Genomic DNA, 238 nt, shown 5'->3' with positions numbered 1-238 from the left:
AAGGGTCCACCGGGTATGCGGAGGCCCTGGCGGGATTGCAGCTGCAGATCTCCTTCATCCGCGCACCCCGGGGCATGCTGAATGCGGAGCCGCTCTACGACCCGGCCGTGGCGTCCGAATGGCTGCAGCGGCTGCCCGGGATGCGGGTCCGGGAGGCAACGGACGTCAACCACTACACGATCCTGCTGACCGAGGCGGGAGTGCGTCAGGTGCTGCCGCTGCTGCGTCCGCCCGTCCC

At 69.7% G+C, this 238-nt stretch carries 1 pseudogene; it reads left to right on the top strand.

The features are described from left to right. Positions 1-238 (top strand): annotated as a pseudogene (locus ACPYOG_RS20655) (alpha/beta fold hydrolase); the annotation flags it as partial.

Source organism: Leifsonia sp. HAY1-4F (assembly GCF_056755275.1).
This window is presented reverse-complemented; position numbering and strand designations above follow the sequence as displayed.